General features: G+C 38.1%; 14 protein-coding genes. 5 read left to right on the top strand and 9 right to left on the bottom strand.

Features of this window, described 5'->3' with window-relative positions:
- The first annotated feature begins 436 nt into the window (after positions 1 to 436).
- Positions 437 to 985 carry a TetR/AcrR family transcriptional regulator gene (locus MKL62_RS00520; RefSeq protein ID WP_005128641.1) on the top strand — a complete coding sequence of 183 codons (549 nt, stop codon included), beginning with the start codon at positions 437 to 439 and terminating at the stop codon, positions 983 to 985.
- A 62-nt stretch (positions 986 to 1,047) separates the two neighbouring features.
- Here MKL62_RS00520 and MKL62_RS00515 read toward each other — a convergent pair whose 3' ends face one another.
- Positions 1,048 to 2,157, bottom strand: a complete 1,110-nt coding sequence (locus MKL62_RS00515) for an XRE family transcriptional regulator (RefSeq protein ID WP_005128643.1) — start codon at positions 2,155 to 2,157, stop codon at positions 1,048 to 1,050.
- A 12-nt stretch (positions 2,158 to 2,169) separates the two neighbouring features.
- Positions 2,170 to 2,883 (bottom strand): hypothetical protein, encoded by a 714-nt coding sequence (locus MKL62_RS00510; protein WP_005128644.1) that lies wholly within the window; start codon positions 2,881 to 2,883, stop codon positions 2,170 to 2,172.
- A gap of 207 nt (positions 2,884 to 3,090) precedes the next feature.
- Between MKL62_RS00510 and MKL62_RS00505 the strand changes: the two genes are divergently transcribed.
- Positions 3,091 to 3,609, top strand: a complete 519-nt coding sequence (locus tag MKL62_RS00505; RefSeq protein WP_005128645.1) for a GNAT family N-acetyltransferase — start codon at positions 3,091 to 3,093, stop codon at positions 3,607 to 3,609.
- A 63-nt stretch (positions 3,610 to 3,672) separates the two neighbouring features.
- On the opposite strand, the gene MKL62_RS00500 is transcribed toward MKL62_RS00505, so the two are convergent.
- Positions 3,673 to 4,596, bottom strand: a complete 924-nt coding sequence (locus tag MKL62_RS00500; protein ID WP_025470036.1) for an alpha/beta hydrolase — start codon at positions 4,594 to 4,596, stop codon at positions 3,673 to 3,675.
- Between the two features lie 110 nt (positions 4,597 to 4,706).
- On the opposite strand from MKL62_RS00500, the gene MKL62_RS00495 reads away from it, so the two are divergent.
- Positions 4,707 to 5,606, top strand: coding sequence for a LysR family transcriptional regulator (locus MKL62_RS00495; protein WP_002067654.1), 900 nt, complete (start codon positions 4,707 to 4,709; stop codon positions 5,604 to 5,606).
- A 100-nt stretch (positions 5,607 to 5,706) separates the two neighbouring features.
- Here the strand turns inward: MKL62_RS00495 and MKL62_RS00490 are convergent, their stop codons facing one another.
- Genes MKL62_RS00490 through MKL62_RS00480 form a run of 3 tightly spaced genes read right to left on the bottom strand, consistent with a single transcriptional unit; the run spans position 5,707 to position 8,394 of the window.
- Positions 5,707 to 6,543, bottom strand: coding sequence for an SDR family NAD(P)-dependent oxidoreductase (locus tag MKL62_RS00490; RefSeq protein ID WP_005128649.1), 837 nt, complete (start codon positions 6,541 to 6,543; stop codon positions 5,707 to 5,709).
- A gap of 45 nt (positions 6,544 to 6,588) precedes the next feature.
- Complete coding sequence (locus tag MKL62_RS00485; protein WP_005128650.1) at positions 6,589 to 7,449, bottom strand: SDR family NAD(P)-dependent oxidoreductase; 861 nt, start codon at positions 7,447 to 7,449, stop codon at positions 6,589 to 6,591.
- Between the two features lie 30 nt (positions 7,450 to 7,479).
- Entirely contained in the window at positions 7,480 to 8,394 is a 915-nt protein-coding gene (locus MKL62_RS00480; protein WP_025470037.1) for an alpha/beta hydrolase, read from the bottom strand.
- Positions 8,395 to 8,585: 191 nt separating this feature from the next.
- Here MKL62_RS00480 and MKL62_RS00475 point away from each other — a divergent pair, with 191 nt between their 5' ends.
- On the top strand, positions 8,586 to 9,611 hold the full coding sequence (locus MKL62_RS00475) for an AraC family transcriptional regulator (protein ID WP_001013796.1): 1,026 nt from the start codon (positions 8,586 to 8,588) through the stop codon (positions 9,609 to 9,611).
- 73 nt (positions 9,612 to 9,684) lie between these two features.
- Here MKL62_RS00475 and adeT1 read toward each other — a convergent pair whose 3' ends face one another.
- On the bottom strand, positions 9,685 to 10,680 hold the full coding sequence (gene adeT1 / locus MKL62_RS00470) for a putative multidrug efflux protein AdeT1 (RefSeq protein WP_005128652.1): 996 nt from the start codon (positions 10,678 to 10,680) through the stop codon (positions 9,685 to 9,687).
- 232 nt (positions 10,681 to 10,912) lie between these two features.
- On the opposite strand from adeT1, the gene MKL62_RS00465 reads away from it, so the two are divergent.
- Entirely contained in the window at positions 10,913 to 11,326 is a 414-nt protein-coding gene (locus MKL62_RS00465; protein WP_005128653.1) for a hypothetical protein, read from the top strand.
- A gap of 25 nt (positions 11,327 to 11,351) precedes the next feature.
- Here MKL62_RS00465 and adeS read toward each other — a convergent pair whose 3' ends face one another.
- Positions 11,352 to 12,437 (bottom strand): two-component sensor histidine kinase AdeS, encoded by a 1,086-nt coding sequence (adeS, locus tag MKL62_RS00460; protein WP_005128654.1) that lies wholly within the window; start codon positions 12,435 to 12,437, stop codon positions 11,352 to 11,354.
- A gap of 31 nt (positions 12,438 to 12,468) precedes the next feature.
- A complete protein-coding gene (adeR, locus tag MKL62_RS00455; protein WP_005128656.1) occupies positions 12,469 to 13,212 on the bottom strand; it encodes an efflux system response regulator transcription factor AdeR in 744 nt (247 codons plus the stop codon).
- Between the last annotated feature and the right edge of the window lie 129 nt (positions 13,213 to 13,341).

The following is a 13,341-nucleotide window of genomic DNA, read 5'->3' as shown; positions in this document are numbered from 1 at the left end:
TTCGGAATTGGCATAGGGCACACCTCATAAGTTTAAAAAGTCTAACTTATGGGGTGCAGTTCAGGACGGGAGAGGGACACCTTCGGGTGTGCTGGAGTCCAAACCAGTCTGCTAACCCTCTTTCGTTCTGCCACCATAAATCTTATGCTCTGGCAGAACTCCATAAATAAGGAGTTGGCTTTGCACATCCATCATTTCTTGGCAACCCTTGCCAAAAGCTATAACAACACAGCTTAAAACATTTAACGCAGCTTGATCGCCGTAAGGCTTTTTCAGGCTTTAGCTCGTTATTACTTAAAACTTCGAACAATTAAAACTTGAGATGTGCTGGGCACAGTCTTTATGGCTTTGCTATGCCTTTTTTTCTCCCAAAAAAGCCAGCAGTTTTTATATCTCATTTATATACAACAAAAATTTAATTTATAACGGTAAAAATATGCCAAATTTAGTTCTCCCAACACGTGCATTAAAAGTTGTAAATACATCAATTGAGTTATTTCACCGCCGCGGTTTTCATATTGTGGGCGTCGACAGACTTGTAAAAGAATCCGAAATTACCAAAGCAACTTTTTATAACTACTTTCACTCTAAAGAACGGTTAATTGAAATCTGCCTAATGGTGCAAAAAGAACGACTCCAAGAAAAAGTGGTTGCTATGGTCGAATACGACCACGACACAAGCACAATCGATAAACTCAAGAAACTCTATGTTCTACATACCGATGTAGACGGGCTGTACTACCTGTTATTTAAAGCTATTTTTGAAATCAAAAATACCTACCCAAACGCATATACAACCGCCATAAGATATAGAACATGGTTAATCAATGAAATCTATAGTCAGCTTAGAGTACTTAAACTCGATGCTTCCTTTACCGATGCCAAACTATTTTTATATATGATCGAAGGCGCCATTATTCAGCGGTTAAGCTCAGATGAAGTTGATGAAAGAATGGTTGAGGTGTTTTTGAGGGGGATGGGGTGAGGGGGAAATAATCAGGGTTAAATTAGAAATAAAAAGGTGTCTTTATTGACACCTTAATGTAATCATTCAACAAGATATAATTTTGTTTTCTTTTTCGGTATATCTACTTTAGCAAGTGCATCAAATGTTAACTGATTGAAATCATCTTCAGAAATTCCTATTTCATCTAGCATCTTATTTTTGTCAAAAGAAGGTTGCGAAACTAATAAAGAAATAATCTTTGGAAGCATCATACTTTCATCACGGTGGGTTTCTTCAGGCTCTTCAATATGATATCCAAGTGAGTTAATTTTCATCAGATTGCTTCGATTAACCCAGTCACTGATTAAACCTAGTTTATGAGCTTTATAGTTCACTGCTTTTAATGAGGTTCTCCAGATTTTTTTATACTCAATCATATTATCAATTGATAGATAACGTGGAGAAGTTGCAAAAAACGCTTCTGCAGGCATTAAGAACTCTGAAGCAAATTGATCTGCTTCAATTTCTAAGAGTTTATTGTCTTTTTCCTCACGAACCTTTCGATTATGAGTATGCATAATAATATGACCAAGCTCATGCGCACAGTCAAAACGCGCACGTTCTGCCGACTTAAAATTATTGACGAATATAAAAGGAGAACCACTTTCATCATCGAAATAAGATAGAGCATCAATTTCTTTAACTTCATTTGGAAGTCTAAAAATACGAATGCCTTTAAGCTCACAGAGCGATACAATATTATTAATGGGTTGAACCCCCAATCCCCATAATGCTCTCAATTCAATTGCAATATGATCAACATAACGATAGTGCTGATCCTGTATCTCGGTAATATCTAAAACTGGTCTAGAAAATTGGGGTAATTTAACCTTCTTAAGCAAGTAGGTATTAATATTCTTTGCTAGAAGTGTATAGGCTTCATTGGCTTTTCTATGTTGAGCCTTGATTCTAGCAACAGACCTATAAAAAATCTGTTCTGTTTCATGAGGTTGGATGTCATTTTCCATAAAAAATGACATCGGCACATTTAATACTCTACAGATTTCGGTTTGATCATTTTCACTGATTTCCTTATCTGCATCTAAAAGCTGCTTCACTTTAGAAAGCGAGCAGCCTAGTTTTTCTGCAAAATCAGTATTGCTAAGACCTCTTAAATCTTTAGCAATTCTTAAACGATCTTTACTAAACACGTTAACCTCAAGTTAGACTACAAGCTGAATATCAAAATCATCTGGTTTAATCTCGTTAGATGGTTCCAATATTGGCTTTTTAGGATCATTGTCGACTGGATGAGTATTATCTATCTCAAATGCAATTCTGCAAGTGTGATTGCTTGGTAATATGTCAATTTTTGTCTTATCAGGAGTTTGTACAAAACTTGTAGGGTATGCGATTTCAAAAGGAATTGTTGGTATATCAGTTGCTGTGTAGGCCGGATGAGATGTAGAAGGAAAATAAAGAATCCAAGTTCTTAATTTTGATGCATCATCATAACTAGATTGATTTTCTTTAATATTCTTCAAAGTCATATAACCCTTTTCACAAAGAGCTGATAGTACAAGTTCTGGATGCCCAAGGGCTAAGTTACCACTCATGAAAATAATCTGAATTTTCTTATCAATATTTTCTAGTCTTGGCTGGCTTTCATTATGATAAACCCAAGCTGGATCTGATTTTCTAAGAAGTAAAGCGAGCTGTTCTCCAATCTTTCCCCAACGAGCGATAAATCTTGATCTGTTGTATATTGTATTGGTTCTAAATTCAGAATCACCAACCATAATTGCTTGTATAACTATATGAGGATCGGGTAGACCCAGTTCTTTAGCTTTTGCTATAGCATCTTCTCCACTGAAGAAGTCACAAGGTGTGGGTTCTGAATCCTTTAAGGATTCATTATTAAACATATCCAAATTCATAAAAGCAAAATCCAAAAGGTAGCGAATGTCTTTTTTATAACATCTTTTGATGTTAAAAAAAAGACATTTCTATGAAGTTGTTTTACTTTTGTGAAAGATCATAAAAGACTTAATGAGGATGAATTAGTAAAAATCTAATTAAAAATAAGCAGAGCTTAGTTTGTAGTTCAGCAATGAAGGTTTACAACTATTAATTTGAGAAAAAATATGAAAGACATTGAAATCTTAGAAATAAAAGAAATTGGTGACCATGAAGAAGATCTATTGCTATTGTTAGAAGATTCTATCAATAGCGGAGCTTCTATAGGTTTCTTATCTCCCGTAGAAAAGAACGAGGTCTTAAATTATTGGCGTGAGGTCAACCATAAATTAGCACAAGGTAATAGCCGCCTATGGATTGCCGTACAAGAAGGAAAGGTTGTAGGTAGTGTTCAATTGTCCTTAGTGAGTAAAAAGAATGGAGTTCATAGAGCTGAAGTTGAAAAACTCATGGTGTTTACATCGGCAAGAAAACAAGGAATAGCAACATTACTACTGAATGAGCTAGAAAATTTTTCAAAACAAAATGGTCTGCGTTTACTTGTCTTAGATACACGTGAAGGCGATGTGTCTGAGCTTTTATATAGCAAAATTGGATTTGTTCGTGTGGGCGTAATTCCAAGTTTTGCATTAAGTTCAAATGGGAGCTATGACGGTACGGCGATTTATTATAAAAAGCTCGTTTGATTACCACTAAAACGTATCCATTTGGAAAGCTCCCCCCAATTGGGAAACTTTCCAATATTTTGCTTAAAGATACTTTTGAAAAAATGGAATAATTTTTTCTAAGGCTTGAGCAACAGGTTCAGGTTGGTCATATAAGTCATAGTGGCTAGCGCCTTTAACCACAAAAAGGTTCTTATCTTTAGAAGCAGCTTTGCTATATAACTCATAACCATCGCGATAAGAACCGAATCCACCTGCTATATCACCAATCACAATTTGTAAGGGTTGAGTGAGCAAGTGTTCTGCCAAATGAAATGCATCGAACCCAACAGCAGCGGCTAAACCTGAAAAGCGAAGTTTATTTGGTGAACCTTCTGCCTGACCGCGCGGGGTTTTGTAGTAATCAATCGCTTCTTTGATATCAATATCATTGATTCCAGCTTGTTCACGCTCTTGCTGTGAGTTTGGAATATACTGGGTAATAAATGGTTCAGCACCACGCGCTTCGGCAGTACGCTGTGCTGCAATGGCTTCTAAAGTTTTAATGGCAGCTTCAGGTGTTTGGTCACCTTCACGCATTAAACGGCCATAGTTTGCCGCAACCACAGTTGCGACTGCTTTAAAACGGCGTTCAGTCATAGCAGCATTAACAGCATAACCACCGCCACCACATACGCCTAATACACCAATACGGTTTTCATCAACATAACTAAGCGTTGTTAAATAGTCGGCTGCACAGCGGAAATCTTCTACACGTGTTGCAGGGTCTTCAAGAAAGCGAGGTTCTCCACCGCTAGCACCTTGATACGATGCATCAAATGCTAAAGTAATAAACCCAGCTTCAGTGAGTTTTTCACCATAGATTGCGCCGGCAGTTTGTTCTTTACAGCTACTAATTGGATGCGCACATACAAGGGCTGCATATGTTTTGTTTTCATCAAAATCTTTTGGAAAACGAATAGTTGCAGAAACATCGATGTTTTTATTTTTGAAAGTTACAGTTTTCATCATATTCTCTCCGAAAGAAGAACTAGGTCGATGAAATTAATATAACCGTGGTGATTTATTATGATAATCCACTATAATCAGATAGCACTTATATTGAATACTTATAAATAATGAAAGAAAATTTAAATGATTTACACACTTTTATGGTCGTTGCTCAAGAACGGAGCTTTACCCGCGCAGCCGCAAAACTCAGAACTTCACAGTCAGCCATTAGTCAAACACTCCGTAATTTAGAAGACCGAATTGGCATAAAACTATTATCAAGAACAACACGAAGTGTGGCACCTACAGAAGCAGGCGAATATCTATTAAATTTGCTTCAACCTGCAATAGAAGAAATAGAAAATGGCATAAATCAAATTAGTGCTTTAAAAAATGATCCAGCAGGAACATTACGTATTAGCGCAGATGAATATGGAATACAAAGTGTTTTATGGCCAGCAGTTGAAAAAGTCATACAACAATTTCCAAAAATTTCAGTAGAGATCATATCTGATTATGGTCTTGTTGATATTGTAGAAGGGCGTTTTGATGCAGGACTTAGAAGAGGTGGTTTAGTTTCTAAAGACATGATCGCTTTACAGGTGAGTAAGCCAATACAAATGCTAACGGTTGCAACCAAAGAGTTTTTAGCTCGTTATGGTCACCCAAAGCATCCAAAAGATTTAGTGGAATACCAGTGTATTAATTTAAGATTACCCACACATGGTGAACTCTACCGTTGGCAATTTACCAAACAAGGTAAGACACAAATAATTACTGTTAATGCTAAAATCGTTTTTACAACCTTATCTCCAGTGCTTCAAGCAGCAAGGAGCGGTGTAGGAATCGCTTATCTACCTATTGATATGGTTCAGTCTTATATTGAAAGTGGTGAATTGGAAGAAACGTTGAAGGACTGGCGACATAGCTATGAACCTTATCACCTGTATTATCCCCATAGACGTGAGCAAGCACCTTTATTAAATATCTTAATTGATGCGTTAAAAGAAAATTTTAATAAAAAATAGCCGCGCATAAGACTTATAGTTTGAGTCAATGATTAGAATTTTGCTGCTAATTAAATAAACACGGATATCTCAAAACATCCGTGTCCCAAAATACTTAAAGTTAATTATGGTTTTTCTCTGCCAAGAGCATGGTCTGTTTAAGCTGTTTACGATTAAAACCTAAAAACTCAATCACATTTCTAAACAGTGCGGGTGCTTTCGCAATTGGCGTATTTATTTTAGGTACAACCGTCATATCTTTACGCCGTTCTATGCTTTCAACTACACCTGAGACAACTTCTTCAATAGATATATATTTCCAAATACCCGAGTTACCTTTCCATACAGCTTTACCTGCTGGGTTATTTTGAATACTGTCCATCATTGGGGTCTTAAAGAAGGTCGGATGAAGGCTACCAACATCTATATTTGAATATTTTAATTCTAAGCGGAGACTGTCACAAAGTGCCCAAACGCCTGCTTTACTCGAAGTATAGTGAGTGTTTAACGGGGAGTGGACGAAAGCTGCCATTGAAGACACTGCCAGTAAGTATCCCTGAGTTTGTTTTACATACGGTATAGCTGCGCGAAAAGTACGAAATACCCCTGTAAGGTTAATATCGATGGTTCGTTCAAATGTTTCAGGAGCCATATGTTCTAGTGCTTCTGTTGTAGCTATGCCTGCATTTGCAATCACCACGTCAATTTTACCGAAGTGTTGAGCTGCATTTGCCATAGCCGTTTCTAGGCTTTCCAAAGAGCGTACATCGGCTACCCAACCTGCGGCAATGCTTTGCCCACCTAGCTGTCTTGCCTGACTTTCAACTTTGTTAAGCTCTAAATCTAGTAGTGCTAGTTTTGCGCCTTTGGCTTGTAATGCTTGAGCAATCGCAAGTCCTAGACCACCTGTTGAACCTGTGATGACCACAACTTTATCTTTTAATTTGTACTTAGACATATCAGCTTTCCAGACATTTTTATAAATGGGCTTTAAGGCAATGGGTTATTTCTGGATAGGTTTAGATTCACTTTCAAGTTGTTGAAGTAATCCCTGTAATTTCTTATGGCGTACAACCATTGCATCACTACCTGCATTAAACAGTCCGCGTAATATCGAGAACGGAACCCAGCGCACTGGAGCAAAAATCCGTGGCTGTCGGCGTTGTACACCTTTTACAATTGCTTGCGCCATATATTCCGGAGAAATAGGCTTGCGTAACCATGCCGGAAATGCTGCTTCAATCATCTTCGTTACAGTTGCGTTACCCCCAAAGGCAACCTTGGCGATTGGTGTTGCTGTCCAGCCGGGATAGACAACACTAGCGGTTGCGCCAGTATATGCAATCTCTGTACGGAGACAGCGTCCGAGCATTTCTACTGCTGCCTTTGAAGCCGCATATGGAGCGTTTGCCATTCCATTGACGAAGCAATAAACAGAAGAGGTTATGAGGATTTGTCCTTTGTTGCGATTCACCTCTGGTAAGGCAGCACGGACTGTGCGCCAGACACCCAGTAAATCAACTTCAACAATCTTATCGAACTCAGCTTCATCACAGCTAGCAATTGTCGAAGCACCATCACGCCATGAGATACCTGCATTGGCAAAAGCTATATCAAGGTGTCCAAAGTGTTTTATTGTTTTCTGGACTACATCCTTTGTGGCTACTGCATCAGTAACGTCTAGCGCTAATGGTAAAACACGAGATGCCTCAAATTCAGATGCAAGTTTATCTACAGCTTCCTGTTGCATATCGGTGAGTACCAAGTTTGCACCTAATGCATAAAATTCACGGGCTGTTGCTGCACCAATTCCTCCAGCGGCTCCTGTAATTAAAACAACTTTTTTGTTCAGGTCATATTTCATGGACTTTCTCCAAATATTTTAAATTTACTGTTACTTGACGGGAACGATGCGTTTAAGAAAGTCGATCTGATCACGAACAACACGCTCAAAAGCTTCTCCAACGTAAATTTCAAAATGACCATCGGCGTAGTGCTTAATTTCATGATTGGGTGTATGGCTCGCATGACGCAATGTTGTTTTTGAAGGCGCCACCGAGTCGGTATCGCAGACACAAAACAACACGGGCGCTTGAATACGTGATGTCTTACGGCCTGGGTAATAGCGTATGATGTCGAGTACAAAACGTGCAGCGACATAGTTTGGAATATTTGAACCTGAAGGCATGAGTGCGAGATAACCTGAATAAGCATCAGGTGCATTCATTAATGCTGTATGTCCTGATGGAGCTGCAAGAGGTACCATGACTGGCTTGGCGCCGAATATTGATCCAATCTTGTCTTTTAAAGCGAGTCCCGTGAGCTTGAGGGTCGTTATCGGGTTCATTGCCATGCTAGATGAGAAACCATCGGTGAAGGGGCATTGTGATATAACAGCAGCAAGTCGGTTATCATCAGCAGCTGTTGCCAACACATGGCCTCCACCGAAAGAAGTCCCCCATATAACTACGCGGTTTGGATCAATTTTTTCTAGGCTACGTGCATAGGCAATAGCGGCTTTCCAGTCTTCGAGCTGACTTTTTATATCTAGTAATTGTCGAGGTTGTCCTTCGCTATCACCAAAATAGCGATAATCAAACACTAAACAAGCATAACCCTCTGCCACAAAGCGCTCTGCAAAAGCGGTTAAACGCATTCTTCGAGTACCGCCCAGACCGTGCGCCATCACAATAATTGGTGTAGTGGCCTCGGTCGCTGGACGATATAAATAGGCACTGCATTTCATGCCATGTGAATCAAATTGAACATCTAGTGGCGCTTGGGGCACATTATTTAGACTTTTACCCATCGTATTTTTCTCAATATTGGCTATAACACTATCTTCTGAAAAATAATGAGATAGGGCTTGATGAAAGCTGCCATATTGCTTGACACTTTGCGCCAAAATTTGGATTGAGCAGGTATTTTTAGTTATTTGCTTTTGCTTGAAAGCTTTAAGTACACTAATTGATAATTGGCGCCAAATTAGAACCATACGGAATGAATGGATTGAATAAGCCGTTGTATAGAAGAAGGATTTCTGAAATCTATGTTCAGTTATTATTTGAATATCTGGAAAAACTAGGACATGACCCAGAAAAGGTATTGGGTGAACCGTGGCCTAAAGCAGATTCAAATCATTTAGAAGGCGTAGATATCGACCATTGGGAAAATCTTCTCATTATTGCCAAAGATTATTTAAATGACCCTTTCATTGGTTTACATGTGGGTCAAACCATTACAGCTCAGCATCTAGGTGTTTTAGGGTCAGTCTTTCTTGCCTGTGAAAATCTGGGGGCGGTTTTAGAAAGGTTTGAGCGATATCAGCGGCTTGTCTATGATGTTTATCCTGCCACTGTACGTATTTATACTGAATATGTAGAGCTTTCATGGGATACAAAAGGTGAGCAAGTCGGCCCTTTATCGGACGAAACTGGCCGTACCGTTATAGTTCAATTTTGTCGTAGTCTCATTAGAGGAAAAGAAAGACTTAAAGAAATACATTTCATTCATGAACGGCCTGAAAATGTTCAGCCTTATGAGGAATATTTTGGTTGTCCTGTGCTTTTTGAACAGCCTGTGGCACTGATGCGTTTCGATAAGGAAATCTTAAGTCTACCGCTTAAAAACTCCGACGCCGCCTTAGTTGCCATACTTGAAAAACATGCCGACAAGTTACTGGCAAGTCTGCCACATATTGATGAAATTACAGATCAAGTTCGTAAACAGATTGCTTACTTACTTCATCAAGGCGAACCCACTATTGAACAGCTTGCAGAGCGATTAAATTATTCACGTAGAACCTTGCAACGCCGTTTAACCGAGGCAGGTACGAATTTTCGGAAAGAATTAAATACTGTCCGTTACGAATTGGCAAAATCGTATTTAAAAGATCTAAGGCTACAAATTGTAGAAATAGCTTTACTGTTAGGTTATGCCGAGCACAGCCCATTTACACGGGCTTATAAAGAGTGGTCGGGTAAAACACCACAACAAGCTAGAGAAGAAATGAATGAGTTAAGGTAGAACTTATACTATAGGTTCTACCTTTTAAGTCTATACAAATGCTTTAAAAAAGATATGCAGATGTTTTGAGTGTTCATTCATCGTTTAATGCACATTCAAAATTACTTGGGTTTTCTTTACATCTTACTTTTTTCAAAAAGTTCATCATTTTTGGGTCGTAGATACCTGCTTTGGTTAGCTGTATACGAGCCTCGCGCATCATTTTCATATAGTTTAATTGTTCATTTTTCGGAATATCCATCCAATATTTTGAAGGAATATCACTTTCATATTTGGCAATAATACCAAATGTTCTATTGAGTTGGCTGGCTACCCAAGTTCGAGACTTTTGCCCAAAACCTGCTGGAAATTGGTCTTTACGAATAATGAAGTTTGCTGAAATTTGAGTCAAAGGAAAACGAACAATTGCTCCTTTCTCACCTAAACCTTTGTAGAGTTCAAAAGGTTTAAACGCAACAATAGGAGCGGGCACAATATCAATTTCATGGTTATTAAATTTTGCACCGGCATTGGTAACGTCTACCGATACAGCCTGACCACCGACATGTTGAACAAGCTTTGGTTGGGCTTCGTCGTATTTAAATACTCCAATTTTTTTACCGGCAGCCTTCGCGAGAGTATTTATACTTCTATCATTTACAAATAAATAGGCAGGACCAATTGTGCCTAAACCTGCAATTTCATAAGGACCTACGACCATGTTTTTTGCGGCCATGGGTGAGGACAACAGCTTATAGGCATTAATTGCCGTTTTCATATTTGTTAATGCACCAACCGCATCTAAAGATCCTGTGTATTTATTAAATTGACGGCCACGTAAACCGCTAATAATAGCGCCATCACATTTTCCAACTTTCAAATCTTCAGCTGCCACGCATTCATCAACATATGCTTTTAAAGATAGATCAGCTCCCCAATTTTTTGCTTCAAGTGCATAATCTTTGGCTAAAGCGAAAGCGTCTCCCGATTTACCAATTGGGTCAAACACACACACGACTTGTTGCTTGGCATAAAGAGTTGTTGTTAAACATGTGCTTGCAATAAGTAAAATAATTTTAAAACGATCCATATCTAGTTATCCATTATTTAAATTATAAAAATGATTTTATGAATCTGGTTAAGGTTAGATATGGCATTTCAATAAAAATTTTAAGGTAAAAAGTCAAAAGACAGCTTTGGTTCAGGAAGCCTTTATAACGTTTAAAAAAAGTACTTAAAGTCTAGAGCTCTTAAAAACCCTTACTCCCTAAAGAAAAAGTGAGTAACATTAAACATTAGAATACTTATTACGCATCACGGCTATGAAGAAAAATACAAAGCTTGATCAAGACAAGCTATTTATTAAATTATTATTTAAGTCCACCTCTGAAGTAACAGATGAGGAAATTGAGTACTATCGAAAGTATCCCGACCAAATTGACCAAGTCACTGCACCCCTAAACATTCATAAAATATTCTTGTGGGCGGGTGCCTTATTGGGAGTTGGGGTGGTAGCTGTAGCTAAATTTCTTAAATTTTCAGGCTCATTAGATTTTTTGTCGGAGGGAGTGCTCGAGTTTGTTATAGATATTATTTATGAAACCGGTATAGCCTTAATTGGCGCTGCGGTTACAGCTTATATGTTAGGTGTCCTATTAAACAAACAACAGGAAAATGCCACAAAATGGCGAGAAGAAATTCGTAGAAGAATAAAAGAGAGTGAGGGGGCACTTTAACTCTAAGATTTTTTAATTTAGCTAATTACCCTATCTCTTCATGACCCATAGAAATTTTTATGGTGAAAACACTTTTCGAGCCTTGATTGCTATATTGAATAGTTCCTTTCAATGCAACCACAATCGCATGTACAACTGCAAGACCTAAACCTGTGCCGCCAAATTCTTTATTCCTTGATTCTTCTAATCTAAAGAAAGGCTTAAATAAATCGTCTTGGAACTCGGTTGCAATGCCGGGGCCTTCATCCTCAATTTTTATTATCCAGTTTTGTGATACCACTTCCGAGGAAATTTTAAGTTTGCCTGCATTTGAATAGCGAATCGCATTATCAATTAAAGCAATTAAAACTTGCTCAATACGACGGCGGTCGCAATATACAGGAGTGGACGTTAGGTCAAGTTCTGGTACTAGCTTAGCTTGATCCAAACGATCTTCAAATGCTTTAAGAACTTTTTCAACTACCGCCTTAAAGTTAAACAATTCATAATTTAACCGGAGTTGCTGGTTCTCTACTAAGCTTAAAGTCCGTAAGTCTTCGACTAAGTGAGATAAACCTTCAACTTGATTTAAAAGACTTTTAAATAGGACTTCATCAGGTTTAAAAACGCCATCAATAATTCCCTGTAAACGACCTTGTAATATCGTTATAGGCGTTCTTAACTCATGTGCGATAGCTGCATTCCAAACCTGCGCATTTTTGACGGAAACCTCTAGCTTTTGAGCCATATCATTAAAATTATATAAAAGCTCCGACATTTCGGCGGAGTGAATTCGGTTATCGTAAGCTCTAGCAGAGAGGTCGCCGTGACTAATTTTTTTTGCTGCTTCAGCTAAGAAGTTAATTGGCACAATAAAACGCTTTGCGAGGCGCATGCCAATCACTAATGAAATAATACAGCCACAGAAGATAACAGTGGCTAACCAGATCCAGTCTACAAAATGAAAACTGGTCCAATCTTCTTGTTGAAATGAGCTTAAACTAATCCAGCCTTTTTCAATCGCATAGTTATAAATCACATAACCCAATACTACAGAAAATAGCGTAACGCTTAAATTCACAATAGTTAAGGCAATAAAAAGTTGCTTACTAATTCCTAACTTACTTTTCATAAAATATTCCCTAGCTATTTTTTAATATTATTTAGGCATCATCTTTTACAGCTAGGGGATTATCTAGTCTATATCCCACGCCACGCACATTAATTAACATTTGAAATATGCCTTGTTCTTCTAGTTTTTTTCTCAGCTTACTCACATGGCTATCTACGGTTCGCTCTAGTGCATCGCTATCATTCATGCAGTGATTCATAAGCTCTCCGCGCGTAAAAACTTTATGAGGCTGATCAATCATGAATGAAATAATTTTATATTCAGTCAGCGTCAGATTAAGCAAGATCTTCTTATTCTCAGAGTGTATATAAACGCTATGAGTGTCGGTATCAATTTCAATATTTTTATAGAGTTTATTTTTATTAGTTGCCTTGTTTGCAAACTGAGTACGTCTTAGGACTGCCTGAACTCTAGCGACGACTTCATTTGGGTTAAAAGGCTTCACCACAAAGTCATCTGCACCTATGCGTAATGCCATAACTTTATCAATATCTTGATCTAGCGCCGTCAACATGATCACGGGAGTCTGAGCTTTTTGGCGTATTTTATTTAATACTTCCCAACCGTTTAATTCGGGTAATTTAATATCAAGTAAGATTAAATCGATGGGTTGGCTAGCGTGCAATTCAATCGCTTGCTTTCCATTCATGGCCCGAATAACACTCATGCCTTCACGTTTTAAATAATTTTCAATAATGTCGCCAATATCGTAGTCATCTTCTACCACAAGAATAATTTTATCTTGGCAATCAAAAGAAAAAGAATGATCAAACATAGAAAATCTGGCTATAGAAAGTGCTTCAACTCATCATACGCTAAATTATCGGTATTTCTCCACACTTACTCCACACTTTAGTGATTATCCCTACACACTCATCAAAAATAATACGAACATCAAAAACTC

The organism is Acinetobacter sp. AOR01_HL (assembly GCF_027855455.1).
GTDB lineage: Bacteria > Pseudomonadota > Gammaproteobacteria > Pseudomonadales > Moraxellaceae > Acinetobacter > Acinetobacter baumannii.
This window is presented reverse-complemented; position numbering and strand designations above follow the sequence as displayed.

Excerpts from the sequence above, each read along its gene's own strand:
- MKL62_RS00490 (WP_005128649.1), bottom strand. The coding sequence starts at position 6,543 with ATGTCTAAGTACAAATTAAAAGATAAAGTTGTGGTCATCACAGGTTCA.
- MKL62_RS00485 (WP_005128650.1), bottom strand. The coding sequence starts at position 7,449 with ATGAAATATGACCTGAACAAAAAAGTTGTTTTAATTACAGGAGCCGCT.
- MKL62_RS00480 (WP_025470037.1), bottom strand. The coding sequence starts at position 8,394 with ATGGGTAAAAGTCTAAATAATGTGCCCCAAGCGCCACTAGATGTTCAA.
- adeR (WP_005128656.1), bottom strand. The coding sequence starts at position 13,212 with ATGTTTGATCATTCTTTTTCTTTTGATTGCCAAGATAAAATTATTCTT.
- MKL62_RS00520 (WP_005128641.1), top strand. The coding sequence starts at position 437 with ATGCCAAATTTAGTTCTCCCAACACGTGCATTAAAAGTTGTAAATACA.
- adeS (WP_005128654.1), bottom strand. The coding sequence starts at position 12,437 with ATGAAAAGTAAGTTAGGAATTAGTAAGCAACTTTTTATTGCCTTAACT.
- MKL62_RS00495 (WP_002067654.1), top strand. The coding sequence starts at position 4,707 with ATGAAAGAAAATTTAAATGATTTACACACTTTTATGGTCGTTGCTCAA.
- MKL62_RS00505 (WP_005128645.1), top strand. The coding sequence starts at position 3,091 with ATGAAAGACATTGAAATCTTAGAAATAAAAGAAATTGGTGACCATGAA.
- MKL62_RS00465 (WP_005128653.1), top strand. The coding sequence starts at position 10,913 with ATGAAGAAAAATACAAAGCTTGATCAAGACAAGCTATTTATTAAATTA.
- MKL62_RS00510 (WP_005128644.1), bottom strand. The coding sequence starts at position 2,883 with ATGAATTTGGATATGTTTAATAATGAATCCTTAAAGGATTCAGAACCC.
- MKL62_RS00500 (WP_025470036.1), bottom strand. The coding sequence starts at position 4,596 with ATGAAAACTGTAACTTTCAAAAATAAAAACATCGATGTTTCTGCAACT.
- MKL62_RS00475 (WP_001013796.1), top strand. The coding sequence starts at position 8,586 with ATGAATGGATTGAATAAGCCGTTGTATAGAAGAAGGATTTCTGAAATC.
- adeT1 (WP_005128652.1), bottom strand. The coding sequence starts at position 10,680 with ATGGATCGTTTTAAAATTATTTTACTTATTGCAAGCACATGTTTAACA.